At 58.5% G+C, this 18,988-nt stretch carries 20 protein-coding genes; 14 read left to right on the top strand and 6 right to left on the bottom strand.

Translation table 11 applies throughout. The features are described from left to right. Positions 1-20: 20 nt before the first annotated feature. From AC1RO0_RS08425 to AC1RO0_RS08405, 5 genes are read right to left on the bottom strand one after another with little or no spacing between them, the layout of a single operon-like run. The gene (locus AC1RO0_RS08425; protein ID WP_498592454.1) at positions 21-1,253 is read right to left on the bottom strand and encodes an ABC transporter substrate-binding protein; all 1,233 of its coding nucleotides are present in this window, start codon (positions 1,251-1,253) and stop codon (positions 21-23) included. Further along, positions 1,250-2,248, bottom strand: a complete 999-nt coding sequence (locus AC1RO0_RS08420) for a branched-chain amino acid ABC transporter permease (protein WP_498592453.1) — start codon at positions 2,246-2,248, stop codon at positions 1,250-1,252. Before AC1RO0_RS08420 ends, AC1RO0_RS08425 begins: the two co-directional genes overlap by 4 nt. Then, complete coding sequence (locus AC1RO0_RS08415; protein ID WP_498592452.1) at positions 2,245-3,126, bottom strand: branched-chain amino acid ABC transporter permease; 882 nt, start codon at positions 3,124-3,126, stop codon at positions 2,245-2,247. The genes AC1RO0_RS08420 and AC1RO0_RS08415 overlap by 4 nt, the downstream gene beginning before the upstream one ends. Next, entirely contained in the window at positions 3,123-3,839 is a 717-nt protein-coding gene (locus AC1RO0_RS08410; protein WP_498592451.1) for an ABC transporter ATP-binding protein, read from the bottom strand. Before AC1RO0_RS08410 ends, AC1RO0_RS08415 begins: the two co-directional genes overlap by 4 nt. Continuing rightward, positions 3,836-4,627, bottom strand: coding sequence for an ABC transporter ATP-binding protein (locus AC1RO0_RS08405; protein ID WP_498592450.1), 792 nt, complete (start codon positions 4,625-4,627; stop codon positions 3,836-3,838). Before AC1RO0_RS08405 ends, AC1RO0_RS08410 begins: the two co-directional genes overlap by 4 nt. Before the next feature lie 218 nt (positions 4,628-4,845). Here AC1RO0_RS08405 and AC1RO0_RS08400 point away from each other — a divergent pair, with 218 nt between their 5' ends. The 14 genes from AC1RO0_RS08400 (at position 4,846) to AC1RO0_RS08335 (ending at position 17,955) form a co-directional block, all read left to right on the top strand. Further along, positions 4,846-6,036, top strand: a complete 1,191-nt coding sequence (locus tag AC1RO0_RS08400; RefSeq protein ID WP_498592449.1) for a cytochrome P450 — start codon at positions 4,846-4,848, stop codon at positions 6,034-6,036. Beyond that, the gene (locus AC1RO0_RS08395) at positions 6,036-7,061 is read left to right on the top strand and encodes an amidohydrolase family protein (protein WP_498592448.1); all 1,026 of its coding nucleotides are present in this window, start codon (positions 6,036-6,038) and stop codon (positions 7,059-7,061) included. Before AC1RO0_RS08400 ends, AC1RO0_RS08395 begins: the two co-directional genes overlap by 1 nt. Before the next feature lie 36 nt (positions 7,062-7,097). Further along, complete coding sequence (locus AC1RO0_RS08390) at positions 7,098-8,006, top strand: ABC transporter substrate-binding protein (protein ID WP_498592447.1); 909 nt, start codon at positions 7,098-7,100, stop codon at positions 8,004-8,006. 40 nt (positions 8,007-8,046) lie between these two features. After that, a complete protein-coding gene (locus tag AC1RO0_RS08385) occupies positions 8,047-8,718 on the top strand; it encodes a 4-carboxy-4-hydroxy-2-oxoadipate aldolase/oxaloacetate decarboxylase (protein ID WP_498592446.1) in 672 nt (223 codons plus the stop codon). After that, complete coding sequence (locus tag AC1RO0_RS08380; protein WP_498592445.1) at positions 8,711-9,262, top strand: cupin domain-containing protein; 552 nt, start codon at positions 8,711-8,713, stop codon at positions 9,260-9,262. The genes AC1RO0_RS08385 and AC1RO0_RS08380 overlap by 8 nt, the downstream gene beginning before the upstream one ends. Before the next feature lie 4 nt (positions 9,263-9,266). Next, positions 9,267-10,508, top strand: a complete 1,242-nt coding sequence (locus AC1RO0_RS08375; RefSeq protein WP_498592444.1) for an NAD(P)/FAD-dependent oxidoreductase — start codon at positions 9,267-9,269, stop codon at positions 10,506-10,508. 43 nt (positions 10,509-10,551) lie between these two features. After that, a complete protein-coding gene (locus AC1RO0_RS08370; protein WP_498592443.1) occupies positions 10,552-10,872 on the top strand; it encodes a 2Fe-2S iron-sulfur cluster-binding protein in 321 nt (106 codons plus the stop codon). A gap of 100 nt (positions 10,873-10,972) precedes the next feature. Then, a complete protein-coding gene (locus tag AC1RO0_RS08365; protein ID WP_498592442.1) occupies positions 10,973-11,251 on the top strand; it encodes a DUF3861 family protein in 279 nt (92 codons plus the stop codon). 198 nt (positions 11,252-11,449) lie between these two features. Next, complete coding sequence (locus AC1RO0_RS08360) at positions 11,450-12,073, top strand: TetR/AcrR family transcriptional regulator (protein ID WP_498592441.1); 624 nt, start codon at positions 11,450-11,452, stop codon at positions 12,071-12,073. A 683-nt stretch (positions 12,074-12,756) separates the two neighbouring features. Continuing rightward, entirely contained in the window at positions 12,757-13,170 is a 414-nt protein-coding gene (locus tag AC1RO0_RS08355; RefSeq protein WP_498592440.1) for a DoxX family protein, read from the top strand. A gap of 117 nt (positions 13,171-13,287) precedes the next feature. Then, the gene (locus AC1RO0_RS08350) at positions 13,288-14,400 is read left to right on the top strand and encodes an S-(hydroxymethyl)glutathione dehydrogenase/class III alcohol dehydrogenase (protein WP_498592439.1); all 1,113 of its coding nucleotides are present in this window, start codon (positions 13,288-13,290) and stop codon (positions 14,398-14,400) included. A gap of 83 nt (positions 14,401-14,483) precedes the next feature. After that, positions 14,484-15,056: an S-(hydroxymethyl)glutathione synthase gene (gene gfa / locus AC1RO0_RS08345; RefSeq protein WP_498592438.1), complete on the top strand. Its 573-nt coding sequence runs from the start codon at positions 14,484-14,486 to the stop codon at positions 15,054-15,056. A 456-nt stretch (positions 15,057-15,512) separates the two neighbouring features. After that, positions 15,513-16,898, top strand: a complete 1,386-nt coding sequence (locus tag AC1RO0_RS08340) for an aminomethyl transferase family protein (protein ID WP_498592437.1) — start codon at positions 15,513-15,515, stop codon at positions 16,896-16,898. 166 nt (positions 16,899-17,064) lie between these two features. Next, positions 17,065-17,955, top strand: coding sequence for a methylenetetrahydrofolate reductase (locus tag AC1RO0_RS08335; protein WP_498592436.1), 891 nt, complete (start codon positions 17,065-17,067; stop codon positions 17,953-17,955). Between the two features lie 179 nt (positions 17,956-18,134). Here the strand turns inward: AC1RO0_RS08335 and AC1RO0_RS08330 are convergent, their stop codons facing one another. After that, the gene (locus AC1RO0_RS08330) at positions 18,135-18,863 is read right to left on the bottom strand and encodes a GntR family transcriptional regulator (protein WP_498592435.1); all 729 of its coding nucleotides are present in this window, start codon (positions 18,861-18,863) and stop codon (positions 18,135-18,137) included. Positions 18,864-18,988 lie beyond the last annotated feature (125 nt).

Genomic DNA, 18,988 nt, shown 5'->3' with positions numbered 1-18,988 from the left:
CTGGCAATGACAACAAGACGCTACTGCTTGGTCTTGCCTTCGAAGTCCAGAATGCCGCCCAGTGGCACATACTTCGCTCCGTCGAATTGATATAGTTGCAGGGACTCGATCGGATAAACGTCGGCTCCTGCCTTCGTGGTCAGTTTAATGCCTTGCGGCAGCAGCGGATTTTCCCAGCCGTCCATGTTGCGCACCACATCCATCAACGACTGCCGCGTCGGCTCCTTCATCTGCCCGAGCGCCCGGACAAAGGCGTCGCCGATCGCATATCCGGTCTGGCCGATCGTGTTGGCAAAGTTGAAATTGACCTTTGCAGCAGCAATAGCAGCGAGATATCCGTCGATGCCCGCATCACCGGTTTTCTGGTCGCTGACGATCGGTTTCAGGAAGTCGGAAGTGATAATCCCCTTTGCGTTCTCCAGCCCCACGGATTGCAGCACTGGATATGCGGACGAAAGGTTGGTCACCAGCGTCAGTGGCTTCCAGCCGCTTTCGGCCTGATAACGGATGGCCTCGCCGCCCTGTCTCGGCGCAGCAATGATTACCAGCGTATCGGCGCCTGATGCCTTCAGTTTGGAAAGCTGGGTTTCGACGGTCGGGTCCTGCGACGTCACCGGCTGCCGATCGACGACCGTGATCGTCGAGCCTTCGATCTCCCGGTCGAAGGCCTTCATGAAGGTTTCGCCGGTTTCCGTGTTGAGGAACAGGATCGCTACTTTAGCCGCCGGTTTCTGCTGTTTCAGATAGGTGGCAAATGCCGACGCTTCTGTCGAGAAAGCCGGCACGAAACCGATTTCCCACGCCGGCCCGTTGAGCTCATGCACGCCCGAATACATGAAGACATTGGGGATTTTCTTCGAATTGATATATCGGCCAATAGCAAGGTTGTTGGGCGTGGCAGCGGTGCCGAGAAGCGCGAATATATGATCTCGCTCGACCATCTGGCGCACGTTGGCCAGCGTTCTCTGAGGGTCGAGCGCATCATCCTTGATGATCAGGTCGATTTTGCGGGTCTTTCCGTCTCCCATTTTCACGCCGCCGGCGGCATTGGCGGCTTCGATTCGGGCGCGAATTCCCTCGGCAACTCCGCCAACGACCGCCACCGGGCCTGTCAGTGGACCCGTTACTCCGATGCGAACAGTATCATCGGTGATCCCGGGTGATGATTCCTCGCTCAATGCCGGCGAGGCGATCGTCAGAGCCAGGATGGCTGCCTGCAGAGCGACTTTGCCGACTCTCGATAAATAGTTCATGTGTTTCCTCCCTTTGTTGACATGCGCAGCGGGTTGACCCCTGACGGCCTTTCGGGCCGCAGGGAGATCAACTTTCCGATGAACCCCGTGATACCTTTCCGCGCGACCAGCATGATGGCGATGAGCGCGGAGCCGTAGATGATGTCTCCGAGTGCCAGGTTTATTTCGGACGCCCAGCTGGGAACGAAGACCATGAACAGTCCTCCCAGGAACGCGCCGATCAAGCTTGTTGAACCGCCGACAATGCTCCCGATGACCAAGTTGATGGACAGCACCGCCAGAAAGGACTGCGGGCTGATGTATCCGTTCAGAATGGCGAACACCCCGCCGCCGAGGCCGGCAAGCGCGGAGCTTACGGCGAACGCCCAAAGGCGTGTCTTCGTCAGGTTGACCCCAAGCGCCTCGGCGATCTGGGCATTGTCGCGCTGCGCCCGAAGCGAACGGCCGGTATCGCCTGACAGCGTCAGAAACACGATGAGTACCGCAATCCCGGCGCAGGCGAGCGCAATCAGATACAGCCACAAGTCCGAATTATCCCGGAGAAACGCGGGGGTATCGAGAAGATCGATGGAGAGACCGGATACGCCACCTGTCACCGATCCCAATTTCAGCAGCAATTGCGGAAACGCGGCGGAAACGCCGAACGTGATGATCGCAAGCTGAAGTCCCTGCAGACGCAGAGCCGGAAGCCCCACCGCCAGGCCCGCGATCGCCGAGATTACCATGGCGGCCGGCAAGGTCAGGAGAGGATGGATGCCGAAGTTGACATTGAGGATCGCGGTGACATAGGCGCCAACGCCGAACAATGTGCCTTGCGCCAGGCAGAGCTGCCCGGCAAATCCCATCAGGAGATTCAGTCCGAGGACAGCGATGCCATAGGCGATTGCGATACTGATCTGCGGCAAAAGCGAGCTCGGCAAAACAATCGGCAGGAGTATGGCAGCAGCTGCGCAGGCGGCCATTTTGATGACATTGGGATTGATCTTACCGCTCATAACTTTGTGACCTTGAAGGAGCCAAAGAGGCCGACCGGTTTGGCCAGCAGGATGACCAGCGTCAGCACGATCGGCACGGCGATACGCATGTCGGCGCCAATGAATGGGAGGTAGCTGGCGCCCAGGCTTTCGGCGACACCGACCAGCAAGCCGCCAACGATCGCGCCGAGCGGGCTGTCCCATCCACCCAGCGTGGCGGCGGCCAAGCCGTAAAACAGGATCGGCATCATCATTGTCGGGCTCAGGAACAGTCTTGGCGCGACCAGTACGGAGGCGATCATTCCGATAACGGCAGCAAAACCCCAGCCCAACATCAGCATTCGCTCGACATTCACGCCGACAAGAACGCTGCGCATGTGATCAAAAGCGGCGGCTCGCATCGCCAAACCCAGACGGGTGAAGTTGAAGATCAATCCCATGGCGCCGGCGATAACCAGCAGCGTGACGATCGTGCCGATCGATGATGCCAGTATCCGAATGCCACCGATGCTGAAGCCACCATCCGGGAAGACGCTGGGAAACGGCAGCTGCTCCGCACCCCAGAGCCACATGCATATCGCCTGGAAAACGACGAACAGCCCGAGTGTTACGACGACGACCGCCTCGGGCGGCGCTTTCAAAAGCGGCCTTATAAACAGGCGAAAGGTGACGACCCCCAATATGAAGGAGCCGATCAAGCCTACTGCGAGGGCTGCCCACAGCGGCAGGCCCCACTGCATACATTGCCAGGTGCAATATGCAGAAAACGTCGCCATTTCGCCCTGGCCGAAATTGACGACATTGGTCGCCCGGAAAATCAGAACGAGGGCAAGGGCAAGCGCGGCATAGATTGCCCCGGACGCGAGCCCGCCAACGATCAGCTCGACAAACAGGCTCATGACAAGACCCCCAGATAAGATTTCTTGATGCCTTCGTCGTCGAGCATTTCGCTTGCCATGCCGCTTGCAACGATATGGCCGGCCTCGATAACGAAAGCCCTGTCCGCATATTGCAGCGTCAGATCGACGTTCTGCTCCACCACCAGGAGTGTCAGGCCGTGGTCCTTGTGGAGCTTGCTGAAGATTTTGAAGATTTCATCGGTGATCGTCGGAGCGAGACCAAGCGAGGGCTCGTCGCACATCAGCAGTCTTGGACGCGACATCAGCGCGCGCGCAACGGCCAGCATCTGCTGTTCGCCGCCACTGAGATTTCCCGCCAGTTGCTGCCGACGCTCCCTAAGCCGCGGGAACGTCTCATACCAGAGGTCTTTGTCCCTCTTGATCTGCTTGTGATCCGATATGATCGTGGCGCCCAGCGACAGGTTGTCATCCACCGTAAACTCGCTGAAGGTGCCTCGCCCCTGGGGTATTTGCGCGATGCCGAGTGCCAGCCGCTTGGCCGGAGAGACCCTTTGAAGCGCGGCACCGTCGTAAGTGATGGTCCCCGTCGATCGCAGAATGCCGGAAAGAGCTTGCAGCATCGTCGTCTTGCCAGCGCCGTTCGCGCCAAGCAACGCAACGAATTCCCCCTGGCCGATGGCAAACGAACATTCGAACAGCGCCTGAACCTTGCCGTAACCGGCTGAAAGCCCGCTAACGTCGAGCAATGTCATGCGGCCCTCCCCAGATAGGCGGAGATGACCGCTTCATTCGTTCGGACAGCCTGCGGCGTCCCGTCGACAAGGTTACACCCGAGATGAAGGACATAGATCCTGTCGCACAGGCTCATGACGAGACCCATGTGATGTTCGATCAGCAATATCGAGAGATTGCGGCTCCGTCGGACTTCATCGACCATTTCGCCGAATTCGCCGACCTCACCGTGAGTCAGGCCGCCAGCAGGCTCGTCGAGCAACAGAACCGTCGGCTCGCTTGCAAGCGCACGCGCAATTTCCATGCGCTTTTGCAAGGGATAAGGCAACGCGCCCGCTTGACGATGAGCGAGTTGCGCCATGCCCAACTCGTCAAGGATTTCCAAGGCCCGGCTTCGAGCGGTACGCTCCTCTGACAGCGAGCGCATCGGATTGAAAATCGCCTGGGCAAACTTGCCCCCAAAACGATGATGCGCCCCCATCATCACGTTCTCGACAACCGTCATCGAGCCGTAGATGCCAACATTCTGAAACGTTCGCGCCACGCCGAGGCCGATCATTTCGCGAGGCTTTTTATGTTCGATGGACTGTCCCGAAAGACAGATCTTGCCCTGCTCGAAGGTCACAAGCCGGGTGACCGCGTTCAGGAATGTCGACTTGCCTGCCCCATTGGGGCCGATCAGGCCGCAGATCTCGCCCTGCCTCAAGGCCAGCGACACGGAAGTCAGCGCTCTGACCCCTCCGAACCGAACTGATACATCCTCCGCTCGCAGCACTATACGCGCGTTCAGCGTCTCACCTTCAATCACTGTTTCCTCCTCCCTGGGCGGCCCTCCAGCCGACTGTACGTTTTGGTATTGACAGCCGGCACCGCTTTAGATACCAAAACGTATCTGAAATCTTTCTGGTATGTCAAGTGGCCTGGAAACTTCGATGATGCGGGGAGCAGCGAAGTTGGAGCGGAGACCATCGGGAAGAGCGGTGCTGGAGAGAAAACCAGCATGGAGTTGCAGCTTGGGAGGAAAATATGGCGAGCGACGGAACGGAACTAACCGGCGAAAATCTCTACAGTGACCCCTATCCCGTCTATGCGCGGCTGCGCAGAGACCAGCCGGTCGCCCTTTTTGAGGGAACCAGAGAATATTTCATAACCCGGTTCGATGATTGTCGTATCGTCGGCGGCAACGACAAGATCTTCGGACCTTCCGGCGCGGCAGACCGACCGGAAGCTCGGGTGATGGGAATGCCCAATGTCCTCACCATGTCGGGCGAAGAACACAAATGCCTTCGCGAGGGCATCGATTCAAACCTGACGCAGGAACGCGTCCGCTCATTCGTCGAAGGGCTTACACGACCGGTCGCCCGCCGCTTCATCGAGCAGATCAAGCAGAAGGGCGAGGCAAATCTCACTACGGAACTGTTCGAGCCGGTCTCGGTGCGCTGCATCGGCGACGTTATCGGCTTGACGGAAACCTCGAACGACAATCTGGTGGAATGGTTCCACGCTATGGCGCTCGGCCTGCAGAATGTCTCCAACGATCCGGCTGTATGGAAGCGTCTGGATGCTGCCTTGGCCGACATCGACACCCAATTGGGCCTGCTTTATGAAAAGGCGCTGGCGAAACCCAACAATACCCTGCTGAGCCACGTCATGTATGGCGGCATGCCCGACGGGCAGGTCCGTTCTCTCGCGGAAATCTCTCCGACGATGCGCGTGATCGTTCTGGGTGGGTTGCAGGAACCGGGCCACGCGGCGGCGAATGCCTGTGCCGGCCTGCTGTCCAATCCCGATCAGGCGCAGGCAATGGCTGAAAACCCTAACGAGCATGCGCTCAGGGCATTCGACGAAGGTCTTCGCTGGATCGCTCCCATCGGCGTGACCCCGCGCGTCGCCGCACAGGATTTCGAGATTGCCGGAACGACCATACCCGCGGGCTCGTCAGTTGCGATTGTTATGGGCTCGGCCAACCGCGATGAAACGCGGTTCGAGAACCCTGACCAGTTCGACATGTTTCGCAAGAAAAAGCAGCATGTTTCCTTCGGCTTCCGCCCGCATTTCTGCTCCGGCCATTTCCTGTCACGGGCCATGGGCGAGATCGCACTGGAGGAGGCGTTTCGGCAATTGCCGAACCTGCGTCTCGATCCCGACCAGGAAATCAAAGCAAAAGGCTGGCGGTTCCGCGGGGTGAATGTCCTTCCGGCCAAATGGGATGCGTAATGACCCTTATCATCGACTGCCACGGCCATTTCACGACCGAGCCTCAACATCACCATGACTTTCGCGAAAGGCAGATTGCGTTTGCGGCGGGAATAACGCCGGAGCGGCCGGTCTATGCCGGCATATCCGACGAAGAGTTGCATGCGTCCATCACCACGAACCAACTGCGTCTGCAGAAGGAGCGTGGATCGGACCTGACGGTCATCAGTCCCCGTGCCTCCGGCATGGGGCATCATATCGGCAACGAGGAGGTTGCCGTCGAATGGGCGCGCATCTCCAACGGCAACATCAAACGCATCGTTGATATGTTTCCCGAGAACTTCGCCGCGGTTTGCCAGTTGCCGCAAACCGTCGATGGCGATCTGGATGCTGTCATCGCCGAGCTGGAACGCTGCGTGCAGGATGGTTTCGTCGGCTGCAATCTCAATCCCGATCCTTCGGGAGGTCGATGGAGTGCGCCGCCGATCTACGATCCATGGTGGGACCCGTTATGGGAGGCGATGGTTGCGCTCGATGTGCCTGCCATGATCCATGTGTCGGGGTCGTGCGAACGCTGCCTGCACACCACTGGCGCCCACTACATCAATGCGGACACCGCGGTCTTCATGCAATTGATCCAGGGCGATCTGTTCGAGCGCCATCCTGACCTGCGCCTGATCATACCGCATGGCGGAGGGGCAGCCCCCTATCACTGGGGACGGTATCGCGGGCTCTCCATCATGCTCGAAAGGCCGCCACTCGACAGGCATCTGATGAACAATCTCTACTTCGACACCTGCGTCTATCACCAGGCCGGTATCGAGACGCTGTTCAAGGTTGTCGACAAGAAGAACATTCTCTTCGGTTCCGAGCTGCTCGGAGCGGTCAAGGCGATCGATCCCGAAACCGGGCACAGCTTTGACGATACCAAGCGCTACATCGACGGGCTGAACCTGAACGGCGAGGAGCGACACGCCATTTTCGAAGGCAACGCACGCAAAGTCTATCCGCTGCTGAACAAAAGACTGCTGGCACAAAGCCGTTAGGCCGGATCACGCTGGCAATCACAAGGAGACATGCAAATGACGACCACCCTGAAACTGGCGGGCGGGGCGCAGGGATTCAACTGGCTTCCCGTGTTCATCGCCGAAGAACATGGCCTGTTCGAAAAGCAAGACCTGAAGATCGAGTATCTGCGCCTGGGTAGCGTGGACAAGGCGACCACGGCTGTTCTGGACGGCGAAGCCGATCTCGCCATCACGCCGCCCGAAGGCGCGGTCGCCAATTTCGTCGCGGGCGGCGAACTGCGCGTCGTCGCATCGAATTCCAATAGGCTGCCGATGTCGCTTGTGGCACGCCCATCGATCACCTCCATTGCGGAATTGAAGGGCAAGAAGATAGGTACGTCGTCGCTAACGGAAGGAACGGCCATCTACACCCAATTGCTGCTTGACCGCGAAGGACTGAAATATCCCGGCGACTATGAATTCGTTCTGGCCGGTATTCACACCAAGCGCTGGGACGCCCTGAAGAGCGGTGAGATCGATTGCGCGCCGCAGCCGGCGCCCTGGAACTTCCTTGCCCAGGACGAAGGCTTCGAGCTGATCGGGGAAATCAACGATGTAATTCCCGAAATCCTGTTCGCCGCCATCGTCGGAAAGGCGGGCTGGCTGGAAAAGAACGAAGACGCCGTTTGCAGATTTCTGCGGGCGTTGATCGCGGCTTATGCAATCTGCAACGATCCCCACCGGGAAGATATCACGCTTCCGATCTTCCAGAACATCACGACCAAGGACGATCCCGCACTGGCGCTGCGAGGTCTGCGCTACATGCGAGACATGGGCATGTGGCCGAACGGCCTCGCGATTCCCGGCAAGGCCCTCGAAACGACGATCGACCTGATGATACGGGCGAACCTTCTCGATGAGCGCGCGCGCGCAACCGCTTCGGGGGTCTTCGACCCGTCCTATCTGCAAAAGGCGCTGGCCTGATCACTTATCCCACTCGGCTTAGACCGTTAGGAGGAAAGAAATGGCAAAAGTTATCACAAAGACGGACCGGACGAGCCGTGCTGTTTGTGAGGCGCTGGGCGCTCTCGGAGTAGCCACGGTTCACGAGGCACAGGGCCGGACCGGTCTGCTGGCCCCGCGCCTGCGGCCAATCTATGACGGCGCCAGAATTGGCGGCAATGCACTGACCTGCGAAGTGGCTCCCGGGGACAACTGGATGATCCACGTCGCCCTTGAAATGGCGCAGCCCGGGGACATTCTCGTTGTCAGCCCGACATCTCCCTGCGACGACGGCTACTTTGGCGATCTGCTTGCGACCTCGTGCAAGGCGCGCGGCATCCTGGGACTGGTGATCGACGCGGGCGTGCGCGACGTCTCCGATCTGCGGCAGATGCAGTTTCCCGTCTGGTCGAAAGTGATCAGCGCGCAGGGAACAGTCAAGGAAACCCTTGGCAATGTTCAGGTTCCCATCGTTTGTGCGGGCCGCCATATCCGGCCCGGAGATGTCGTTATTGCCGACGATGACGGCATCTGTGTCGTCGCGCATGAAGAAGCCGAGGCTGTGCTCGAGAAAGCGACGGCGCGCGCGTCCATGGAAGCCGAAAAGCGAGCGCTTTATGAGAGCGGGCAGCTCAGTCTCGATATCAACAACATGCGTCCGCAGCTGAAGGCGAAGGGGTTGATCTATGTCTAAGCCCGAAGTCCCCTCGATCCCTCGCCGCGTGGTCACCGGCATCCGCGATGGAAAGTCGGTGTTCGTCAGCGACGGCCCCGTTCCAAACGCGCATCACTATCGCTCCATACCTGGCCACATGACCTCTGTCATTTACGCCACGGCCAGTGTTCCGCTCTTGCCGGAAGAACAGATCGAGCGTGCACGGCCCCAGCTTCATGTCCCGCCAGCACCGGGCGAAACCCGATTGATGATCATCGTCTTTCCGCCGGATTCTGTTTTTGCAACAGTCGATCCGCAGGGGGCGATCGCCGAACAAGCCGTCCACATTCCCGGTCTTATCGACGCATTCGAACCCGATGCGCCCGGAATGCACACCACCGACACGATTGACTATGACATCGTTCTCGACGGTGAAATCTGGCTGGAGCTGGATGACAACGTCGAAACGCACCTGAAGCAGGGTGATGTCGTCGTACAATGCGGCACGCGCCACGCATGGCGCAACAAAAGCGACCGGCCGGCGACGTTGTGCGCCGTTCTGATCGGGGCCGAGAGGAGATAGGCCCATGTCAGCCGATACCATCACCGAGAGCTTCGATTGCATCATCGTCGGCGCCGGCCACGGAGGCTCACAGGCCGCGGCATGTCTGCGCCAGTTCGGTTACAAGGGCACGATCGCATTGATCGGCGCCGAGCCCGAAATGCCTTACGATCGCCCGTCACTATCCAAGGATTACCTCGCAGGTAAGAAGACATTCGAGCGGATGTATCTTCGTCCAGCCGATTTCTGGGTATCTCGTGACATTGTGATTACGCTTGGAAGACGCGTTAACGGCATCGACCCCGTCACTAAGACGATCACCTTGGACGACGGGACGCGATATGCCTACGGCTCGCTGATATGGGCCACGGGAGGCGTACCGAGACGACTGACCTGCAAGGGCCATGACCTCTCGGGGGTATTCTATGTTCGCGACAAATCCGACGTCGATCTGCTCATGGCTGCCCTTCCGCAAGCAAAGGTCGCCACCATCGTCGGGGGTGGCTTCATTGGATTGGAGGCGGCCGCTGTCCTGCGAGAACAAGGCAAGGACGTGGTTCTCATCGAATCCCTGGACAGGGTTCTGGCCCGCGTGGCCGACGTTCCGATTTCACGCTTCTACGAAGAAGAACACAGACGCCATGGCGTCGAGATTCGCCTTAACAGCGCCGTTGCCTCGATAGCGGGGCGGGACGGAGCGGTTACAGGCATCGTGCTTGCATCCGGCGAAACGATCGCCACCGACATCGTGATCGTCGGCATCGGAATCGTGCCCGACATCGCTCCCCTGCTTCAGGCAGGTGCCGTTGGCGGCAATGGCGTCCATGTCGACGCATTTTGTCGTACCAACCTGACGGATGTCTACTGCATCGGCGATTGCGCGAGAATGATGGAAGGGGCGGCAATCCGCATTGAATCCGTCCAAAATGCATCCGACCAGGCAATGTCCGTCGCTCGTACCCTTTGCGACCAGGGCAAGCCCTACGACGCCATCCCCTGGTTCTGGTCAAATCAATACGATCTGAAGCTTCAGACGATCGGGCTGAGCGTTGACTACGATGATACGGTGCTGCGCGGAGATCCCGCCACCCGCAGCTTCAGCCTGATCTACCTCAAGAACGAGGCCGTCATAGCGCTCGACTGCGTCAATGCGCCCCGCGACTATGTCCAGGGCAAAAAGCTCGTCGAAGCTGCAATTAAGACCGAGCGAGCGCTTCTCGCAGACACATCCGTACCGCTCAAGGAGCACGTCCTGGCATCTGCCTGACGTCTGACCGATTTGCATGCAACGAAAAACAATGGTGAACGTGATGGCCCAAATCATCCTGAAGACTCGCGGCGGTTCGAAGCACGAATTCGACGGCCAACATGGCATGTCACTCATGGAAAACATCCGAAACGCCGGTTTCGACGAGCTTCTTGCGATGTGCGGCGGCTGTCTTTCCTGCGCGACATGCCACGTCTATGTCGAAAGCCTACCTCCCGGTGCTCAATTGCCCGAACCATCGCGGGATGAAACCGACTTGATGGACGGCTCGGACCATCGGCAGGACAATTCCCGATTGTCATGCCAGATCGCCTTCGGCCCGGATCTGGATGGCATCGTCATCGCTATCGCGCCGGAAGAATGATCGGCGGGTCCTGTGTGTTCGAGGAAGCGTCAGACCTGGCGACGTCGCCTGCCCCACGAAGCGCAGGCCTTCATTGCTGTGTTGTTTACAAGGAGCGGTCATGAACCGGCATTCCTACCGCCTTTTGGTTGAGGAGATCGATCCCGAGACGGGAGAAGCTGTTGGCGGCGCGGTCACCGTCAACTTCGACAGCCACGACCAAATCTTCGATATCGTGAAGCGTCTGAGTTCCCGACCGGAACTCGACGCGAATGAGGCGGCTGCGTTGACAATCGGATTGAAGATATTGGGGTGGTTAACCCTCAGACATAAGAAGGATCCGCTTTACGCGACACTACTTGCGAATGTCGGCACTTTCATAAAGTCGCTGAAGGCTTGAGGTTGGCTGGAGCCTCTTGCTCCATCGGCTCTCCAGCGGCGCTGATACGCTGTAGGCGACACCAGGCAGGTGCCGGAAAGCAGCATTGCGTCTGGCGGGGGCCAGCCCGTTGATTTTCGCTCTTGAACAATCCATGCCCGTTCGCATACTTTACCGTATCTGAATACGGGATATACGAAGTCATTCACGGAGAATTCAATGGCACGATTGACGCGAGAACAAAGCCAGGCGCTGACCAGGGAAAAACTCTTGGAATCGGCCTACCAGGTGGTGGCGCGCGATGGCTACGAAGGTGCGACAATCGAGCGAATCGCCGAGGAAGCCGGATTTTCGAAAGGCGCTTTTTACTCCAATTTTGCCAGCAAGGAAGAAATCGTCCTCCAACTGCTGGAGCGCAACGCTGGCGGTGACGTCGTGCAGCTGAAAGAGCTTCTGGACAGATACAAGAAGCCGCAGGATGTGATCAATGCTCTGGCAGAATGGTCCGCCGATCGCAGCAGCGAGCAAAAATGGGGTATCCTCGCCATCGAACTCCTGCGCCGGGCGCGGCGCGAAGACACATTGAGCAAGCGTCATCTCAATCTGTTCGTGGAACAGTGGCGTGGGCTCGGCAACATCCTGATTGACAAGCTGTTTCCAAACAGCAGCGAAATCATCGACCCGTTCACACTTGGCGGTATCGTGTTCGAACTCACCTATGGCGGTATTTCCAGCTTCCTCGAAGCACGATCTGCCGGCCGCATGGTCAAACAGGTTTTGACCGAGATGTACGAAAACCACAGGGCTGCGGCTGCTACAAAAGTCGACACGGCTATCAGCTAACCAATCCATAACATCTTGAATTCACGGCGAAGTCATCCGACATGAGCCATTGCAGCCCCGCACGTTATGTTTGGCGTGTGGGGCTTTAGCCGCGAGCTTGCCCGCGCCGTGAAGCAGCCCATTGCGCTGCTTTCGATGTGCGGCAACATTTTTCGCGCGGCATCGCTCCAACCTTCCGAACCAGCTTTCGTGAATTGAGGATCGCCTCGGCCGGCGCCTGAGAAGCCTGCCCCGATGCCGAGCATCAGCAGGCTGCCGCCGCCGAATCTCTGTTCTGTTGGTGCTGATAGTGACGGTGCACGCTCGCATCCATATTGACAGGCGCTCGCATTTAACATACCAAATAGTATCTGAAGTCATTTTGGTATTTTAGATTCCCATGGTCGGACAAGCTCGATACGGATCGGCAATTTCTTGCGGAGGAAGAACAAGGCGTGAGCCACTATTCACAACACTGCCTGCAATCTGGAAAGCTTTTGTATTCGCCTCCAGAGGCGGCAACGGTGCATGCGGATGTCAGCCGAACGGAAGCATTACACCATCTATCGAATGAACCGCCGGTGACGCTGTTTGCCGGATCTGCGTCCTGGCATTTCGAGATCGCATCGACGTTCTAACGCAGTGCACCGGAGACCCCGGAGCGGAAACCAACACTTCCCACTCAGTATTCAGGAACTATACCAATGGTCGATTTGCGAACCGCATCTTATGGCTTACTTCTACTCCGCGTGGCACTCGGAATACTGTTTCTCGCCCACGGGGGATTGAAGCTATTCGTCTTCACGCCGGCGGGAACAGCCCAGTATTTTGCGAGCCTCGGTCTGCCGCCACTGCTCGCCTATGTCATCATCGCCGTCGAACTTTTGGGCGGCGCGGCGTTGATCCTCGGCATTTTCGCGCGGGTGGCCGCACTCGTCCTCATTCCCGGACTGCTTGGCGCGATCATAAGCGTTCACGCCGCTGCCGGCTTCTTCTTCACAAACCCGAATGGCGGCTGGGAATTCCCGGCTCTCTGGATCGTCGGGCTTCTGGCCGTCGCTCTTGGTGGTGACGGTGCAATGGCCCTCATCCCGACAAGGAGCAAATCCGGGCGCTGATCGGCGCTCACATCCATCTCAACCGGGGCGGCAGTCGCCCCGGAACATCGGACAACGCATACAATCTCGTCGGCAGTGGCAATTCATTGCTGCACGGCCAAATCAAGGGTTTGCCTTATGAAATCGCGTGCTGCAGTCGCCTGGGCGGCGAATAAGCCACTGACGATCGAGACCATCGACATCGGAGGACCAAAACCTGGTGAAGTCCTCATCGAAATCATGGCGACGGGTGTTTGTCACACGGATGCATATACGCTGTCGGGTCTTGATTCCGAGGGGAAGTTTCCCGCCATCCTCGGTCACGAGGGCGCCGGCATCGTCCGGGAGGTGGGCGCGGGCGTTTCATCGCTGAAAGTTGGCGATCATGTAATCCCGCTCTACACGCCGGAATGCCGGGAATGCAAGACGTGCCTGTCCCGCCGTTCCAATCTGTGCACCTCGATCAGATCGACCCAGGGCCAGGGACTGATGCCGGATAGAACCACCCGCTTCTCCTGCGATGGCGGCGACATCTTTCACTACATGGGCTGCTCGACCTTTTCCAATTTCACGGTCTTGCCGGAAATCGCGGTCGCCAAGGTACGTGAAGATGCGCCCTTCGATAAGATCTGCTACATTGGTTGCGGCGTAACAACCGGCATCGGCGCGGTTCTTTATACCGCGAAAGTTTGGCCCGGTGCCAATGTCGTGGTCTTCGGCCTCGGCGGCATTGGCCTGAATGTCATTCAGGGTGCACGCATGGTCGGTGCCAACAAGATCATCGGCGTCGACCTCAACCCTTCGAAAGTTGCCATGGCACGCAAGTTCGGCATGACTGATTTCGTCAATCCCAGCGAGGTCGGTTCGGACAAGGTTGTCCAGGCAATTCAGGACCTGACCGACGGCGGCGCCGATTTTTCCTTCGACGCCACCGGAAACACCAACGTCATGCGCCAGGCGCTTGAATGTTGCCACCGCGGCTGGGGTGAATCGATCGTCATCGGCGTTGCCGAGGGCGGCAAGGAAATCTCGACCAGGCCATTCCAGCTCGTCACAGGCAGGGTGTGGAAGGGGACCGCATTCGGTGGCGCGCGAGGCCGGACCGATGTTCCAACGATTGTCGATTGGTACATGGAGGGTAAGATCAACATCGACGATCTGATCACCCACACCATGCCACTGGAGGAGATCAACACCGCATTCGATCTGATGCATGAGGGGAAATCGATCCGCTCAGTCGTCGTTTTCTGAAGAAGGTCGGCAAAGCCCGATCCGCTGATGGCGCGCGAGCCGGCGCGTGCGAGCCCAACAACGTCCGGCAATGGAGGAAAAGCATGACAACTTCAGTTGTGATCCATCCACTGCTGGATGGCGGCTTGCCGGCCAGCACGAATTTCGAGGGCGGAACTCTTGTTTGCGCTTGTCACGACCATCCCGTGAAGGTCAGGATCGAGGGCGCGATCGCACACAATCATGCGTGCGGCTGCACCAAATGCTGGAAGCCGGAAGGCGCGAATTTCTCGATTGTCGCCGTCGTACCGCATGACAAGGTGACCGTGGCCGAAAATGGCGACAAGCTCGCGGTTGTCGATCCGACGGCACTCATCCAGCGCTATGCCTGTACCCAGTGCGGCGTGCATATGTACGGACCAGTCGAGCGGGATCATCCGTTCAAGGGCCTCGATTTCATTCACCCGGAGCGGTTCGAGCAAACCGGCTGGCAAGCCCCGGAATTCGCGGCATTTGTTTCCTCGATCATAGAGGCCGGGGCAGACCCCGATACCATGGGCGCCGTCAGGCAGCGGCTGACCGAACTCGGCCTGTCGCCATATGACTGCCTTTCACCGGGATTGATGGACTATATCGCCACTTGGACGGTGCAAAAGAACGGCGTGCTTCCCCATTGAATATGCCGGTCGCGCACCGGCTCTGACATCGATAACTGCGAAACATCGAGTGGGCGACCGTAGATACGGTCGCCCACTTCGCTCTCCCCGCAACGGTGGAGGCGGAGATGAAATTCCAGACTATTCCCACGACATCGGCTGCTCGCTCCCCACTTATGGTTTGGCGGCTGCGAGAGCGTCAAGCATGCTTTCAGCTTGCAAACGCCTGCGGCTGACAGAAACCATTTGACATACCAATTAGTTTCTTAATACTATTTAGTATGCGAATTTGATCGCAAACGCAGGCGTTCGGGAGGGAACGCTGGGCAGCGACAGCGGCACGCTGTTGGCGATCGGAATTCGCTGTCGGATGTAGGGAGAAACGCAAACATCGGTATCTGGTCGCGCCGTCAGGCGCGGATGCGTGTCTTGCGCATGGGGAAAATGAAATCCGGAACGTTCAGGGAGGAACTGTGTATGGGTATTTCAGCAAATAGAACGCCGAAAAGTCTTGAGGCGATATTGAATGAAAGCGGAGGCCCCGTAAAACTGCTGCGCGGCTCCAATATCGGGCCATATACCTTCCCGGTTATCCCGCCGGAATTCACGAACTGGCGCGACGAGGCGCGGTCTTGGAAGGACAGTGTCGCCCTTCTCGAACTCTCCTATCACATGACGGAGCTGCATCTGCACGGCCCCGATGCGATCAAGCTTCTTTCCACCCTGGCCACCAACAAGTTCGATCCCTATCCCGTCTTGCGCGGCAAGCAGCTGGTGCTGGCCGGCCATGACGGCAATATGATTGGTGACGCCATCGTTTTCCGGGAATCGGAAGACTTTCTCCGTATCGTCGGTGCCCCATTTGCCAGCGATTGGGTTCAGTATAATGCCGAGATCAGCGGCATGAACGTGACTGCGACCAGGGACGACAACTTTTCGATCCGGTCCGGTACCCGCGATGTCTTCCGCGTGCAGCTGCAGGGGCCGAATGCTCTCGCCCTGATGCGCGAGGTGACCGATAACACCCTGCCCGATATCAAATTCTTCGACATCGGCGAATTCAAGATTGCTGGGCATAGGGTGCGCGCGCTGCGTCATGGGATGGCCGGCGAGCCCGGCTTCGAGATCTATGGCCCCTGGGCCGTCCAGCAGGACGTTCGTGCGGCACTTGAATCCGCCGGCGAGAAATATGCCATGCGCAAGATTGGCGCTCAGGCCTATTCGACAACCGCGCAGGAATCCGGGTGGATGCCCATGCCGATGCCGGCGATCTACCACGGCAGTGCGATGAAGCCTTATCGCGAATGGCTGAACCAGTATTTCCTCGAAACAGTTGCCTCGCTGGGTGGAAGCTTCGTTTCCGACGATATCGTCGACTATTACGTGGATCCGGTCGAGGTCGGCTACAAATCCCTCATTGACTTCAACCATGACTTCATCGGCCGCGAAGCCTTGCGTGAAAAGGTCTCCAATCCCCGCCGCCGGAAAGTCACGCTCGAATGGAACAATGACGATGTCCTGGCCTGCATGGCCTCGTCGCTCGTCGCCCCGCCCGGCGAAGGCGGAATGTTCATGAAGCTGCCAAACCCGATGTACGCGACATTCCAATCGGACTCGGTGATAAAGGGCGGACATCATGTCGGGGTCTCGCAATGGCTGGCGTTCTCAGCGAATGCCAACCATGTCATCTCGCTAGCACTCGTCGACATCGAACATGCCGAACCGGGAACCGAGGTCAGCGTGCTGTGGGGTGAGCCGAATTCGACCCGTCGACCCGTCGATAAGCATCAGGTGCGCGAGATCCGCGCCAGGGTTGCTCCTGCTCCCTATTTCGAGAAGGTGATCAAGACACGCGCCGTTTGATCACGCGCCTGTCATGAACCGAGTACCCAAGACACCAGGGGCCGCCGCGAAACATCGGCAGCCCCAAGGGCTTCGCGTGGGCCGAAACCAAAGGAGATCGATCTCCATGGCAACCGGCGGCACTGGACTGTTTCGGCTCATCTTCAAGCAAACAGGAAGCAACTGCATGTTGAGACACATCGACGCGACCGACGCTGAACCCAAACCTGCCCTTTCGGCAAGCTCCGGCCTGCGGGAAGACTACTCTCTGGAAATTACCGCAAAAGATATCGACAGCCTTGAAAGCGCCAGCCGGAAACTCGCGCCGGGAACGCAGGTATCGATCGCCTTCCTGGCTGGAGAAACGATGAACGGCCGCATTGCTGCGGCGACTGCCGTTCGCCGTCTCGGCTTTGAACCTGTCCCGCACATTTCCGCCCGGCGGCTTGAATCGGCGGCGGCACTCGATGCCTTCCTGGGCGACCTGGTCGCAAAGGCGGCGGTCAAACATGTGTTCGTCGTTGCAGGCGATCCCGACAGGCCGGCCGGTCCCTATCGCGATTCAGTGGATCTGATCCGCTCGGGCCTCCTCGAGCGGCACGGGATCAACAAGGTGGGAATTGCCGGCTATCCTGAAGGCCATCCGCAGATAGGCCAGAAGGAGCTCTGGAACGCGCTTCAGGAAAAGATCGCGCTGCTGACAGCCCGCGGTTTCGACCATGACATCACAACGCAATTTTGCTTCGACCCGCAATCGATGATCCAATGGATCCAGCGGGTAAAGGAGAGCGGCATCACCGCGCCCCTGCGGCTTGGCGTGCCCGGACCCGCGGGCCTGAGGACACTGTTGCGTTTTGCCGCGCGCTGCGGTGTCGGAGCCTCCGCCAACGTGATGGCAAAATACGGACTATCGCTCGGACAATTGCTATCCACGGCAGGGCCGGACAGGCTGGTATCCACCCTCGCCCGTGTACTGGATGCATCGCGGCATGACCGGATCCATCTGCATTTCTATCCATTCGGCGGACTTGGCAAAACGGCAGAATGGATTGACGACTTCATAAAAGACAAATCCTGAGGGCCGGCTGAACAGCCTATAAACACCGCATCCAGCCTTGGAAATCGATCTCCTATTCATGAACGATCGTTGCGGTCGCTATGCAGCCGCGCTTCGATGAACAGATGCGGCTTAAGCGTGATACACAGTATAATACATTGATATTATATGATAATTTTCATCGGCTGGATACCGTGGCGTTACCCAGTCTCATCCTCCGACCGAATATAGACCTGCAATGTATAGCCGATATGCTCAGTCATCAGCACGCGCGCGCGCTCGACATCGCGGTCGAGCGCCGCTTCCATCAACTCTGTGTGGTGCTCGATCGCCATCGCATCGCGCAAGGCCACCACCGCCGTCTCGTAGCCGATCGTCAGGCCGGCCGCGGCGCGCTGCGTCGGTGCCAAACCGAGGAAGCGGTGATGGCGGCGGAGCTGGTCGGAAATCGTGCTTTGGAAGCGTTGAAGCCAGTTCGACGATGCCGCGCTGATCAGCGCGGCATGAAAGGCCGTGTGCTTGTCGTCCCATTCGTCGGCCATTTCCTCGGAAGCGGCATCGGGGACGATCTTGCAGCGTGACAGACGGTAATGAGCGGTGACGACGGCGGATTCCCAATCCGGACCGCCCTTCTCGATTGATTCCAGCAGCAACGGCAGTTCGACGACCATGCGCGCCCGCATCAGATCTTCCAGCTCGGCGCGCGACACTGGGGCGACGGCAAAGCCGCGATTGCTGACGGCTGTCACAAGCTTCTCGGCCTCCAGCCGCGACAGCGCCTCGCGCAGGGGCGTCCAGCCGACACCATACACATCCCGCAAGGTGCTGAGTTTCAACGACGCGCCGGGCCTCAGCTTGGTGTTGAGAATATCCCGCCGCAGCAGCCAATAGGCCGCTTCCGTCTTGGTCAACGAGTCCTTGTCCTGCATGACGTTCGTCCCGGTCGTCGTCGCTCTGAAATTATATATAAAACGGCTTTGACGCAAAAATATATATCAAAGGTTCTGATGGTGCATATCATATATCAGAAATTGACAGAGACACGGCAGGCGCT

Source organism: Rhizobium sp. GW821-FHT14E12 (assembly GCF_058803745.1).
Note: the sequence above shows the minus strand (reverse complement) of the source record. Positions and strands in the feature narration are given on the sequence as shown.

Bases quoted from the DNA above. Each gene is read 5' to 3' on its own strand.
- AC1RO0_RS08370 (WP_498592443.1), top strand. From the start codon at position 10,552: ATGGCCCAAATCATCCTGAAGACTCGCGGCGGTTCGAAGCACGAATTC.
- AC1RO0_RS08365 (WP_498592442.1), top strand. From the start codon at position 10,973: ATGAACCGGCATTCCTACCGCCTTTTGGTTGAGGAGATCGATCCCGAG.
- AC1RO0_RS08340 (WP_498592437.1), top strand. From the start codon at position 15,513: ATGGGTATTTCAGCAAATAGAACGCCGAAAAGTCTTGAGGCGATATTG.
- AC1RO0_RS08400 (WP_498592449.1), top strand. From the start codon at position 4,846: ATGGCGAGCGACGGAACGGAACTAACCGGCGAAAATCTCTACAGTGAC.
- AC1RO0_RS08360 (WP_498592441.1), top strand. From the start codon at position 11,450: ATGGCACGATTGACGCGAGAACAAAGCCAGGCGCTGACCAGGGAAAAA.
- gfa (WP_498592438.1), top strand. From the start codon at position 14,484: ATGACAACTTCAGTTGTGATCCATCCACTGCTGGATGGCGGCTTGCCG.
- AC1RO0_RS08375 (WP_498592444.1), top strand. From the start codon at position 9,267: ATGTCAGCCGATACCATCACCGAGAGCTTCGATTGCATCATCGTCGGC.
- AC1RO0_RS08335 (WP_498592436.1), top strand. From the start codon at position 17,065: ATGTTGAGACACATCGACGCGACCGACGCTGAACCCAAACCTGCCCTT.
- AC1RO0_RS08390 (WP_498592447.1), top strand. From the start codon at position 7,098: ATGACGACCACCCTGAAACTGGCGGGCGGGGCGCAGGGATTCAACTGG.
- AC1RO0_RS08355 (WP_498592440.1), top strand. From the start codon at position 12,757: ATGGTCGATTTGCGAACCGCATCTTATGGCTTACTTCTACTCCGCGTG.
- AC1RO0_RS08330 (WP_498592435.1), bottom strand. From the start codon at position 18,863: ATGCAGGACAAGGACTCGTTGACCAAGACGGAAGCGGCCTATTGGCTG.
- AC1RO0_RS08395 (WP_498592448.1), top strand. From the start codon at position 6,036: ATGACCCTTATCATCGACTGCCACGGCCATTTCACGACCGAGCCTCAA.
- AC1RO0_RS08380 (WP_498592445.1), top strand. From the start codon at position 8,711: ATGTCTAAGCCCGAAGTCCCCTCGATCCCTCGCCGCGTGGTCACCGGC.
- AC1RO0_RS08385 (WP_498592446.1), top strand. From the start codon at position 8,047: ATGGCAAAAGTTATCACAAAGACGGACCGGACGAGCCGTGCTGTTTGT.
- AC1RO0_RS08425 (WP_498592454.1), bottom strand. From the start codon at position 1,253: ATGAACTATTTATCGAGAGTCGGCAAAGTCGCTCTGCAGGCAGCCATC.
- AC1RO0_RS08415 (WP_498592452.1), bottom strand. From the start codon at position 3,126: ATGAGCCTGTTTGTCGAGCTGATCGTTGGCGGGCTCGCGTCCGGGGCA.
- AC1RO0_RS08350 (WP_498592439.1), top strand. From the start codon at position 13,288: ATGAAATCGCGTGCTGCAGTCGCCTGGGCGGCGAATAAGCCACTGACG.
- AC1RO0_RS08420 (WP_498592453.1), bottom strand. From the start codon at position 2,248: ATGAGCGGTAAGATCAATCCCAATGTCATCAAAATGGCCGCCTGCGCA.
- AC1RO0_RS08410 (WP_498592451.1), bottom strand. From the start codon at position 3,839: ATGACATTGCTCGACGTTAGCGGGCTTTCAGCCGGTTACGGCAAGGTT.